This is a genomic window from Bacillus sp. DHT2 (assembly GCF_026241455.1).
GTDB lineage: Bacteria > Bacillota > Bacilli > Bacillales > Bacillaceae_G > Bacillus_A > Bacillus_A pseudomycoides.
Map to the genome: position 1 here is coordinate 1 of NZ_JAPHWH010000103.1, position 269 is coordinate 269.

At 38.3% G+C, this 269-nt stretch carries 1 protein-coding gene; it reads left to right on the forward strand.

What is annotated here, in order from left to right:
- Positions 1–269 (forward strand): DDE-type integrase/transposase/recombinase (locus tag ORL93_RS31110; protein ID WP_265960361.1); only part of this gene is annotated, 269 nt, incomplete at both ends.

Genomic DNA, 269 nt, shown 5'->3' on the forward strand with positions numbered 1-269 from the left:
GATGAAACATATATCAAAGTAAAAAGTCAATGGATGTACCTGTATCGTGCTGTCGATTCGAAAGGAAATACCATCGATTTTTACCTAAGCAAAGCAAGAAACCACAAGGCTGCAAAGCGATTCTTCAAGAAAGCTTTGCAGCCTTTTCATATTTCTGAGCCTCGTGTCGTGACAGTCGATAAGAATCCAGCTTATCCTATAGCAGTTGAAGAATTGAGAAAAGAAAAAAAGATGCCATTAGGCATCCAACTAAGGCAAGTGAAATATCT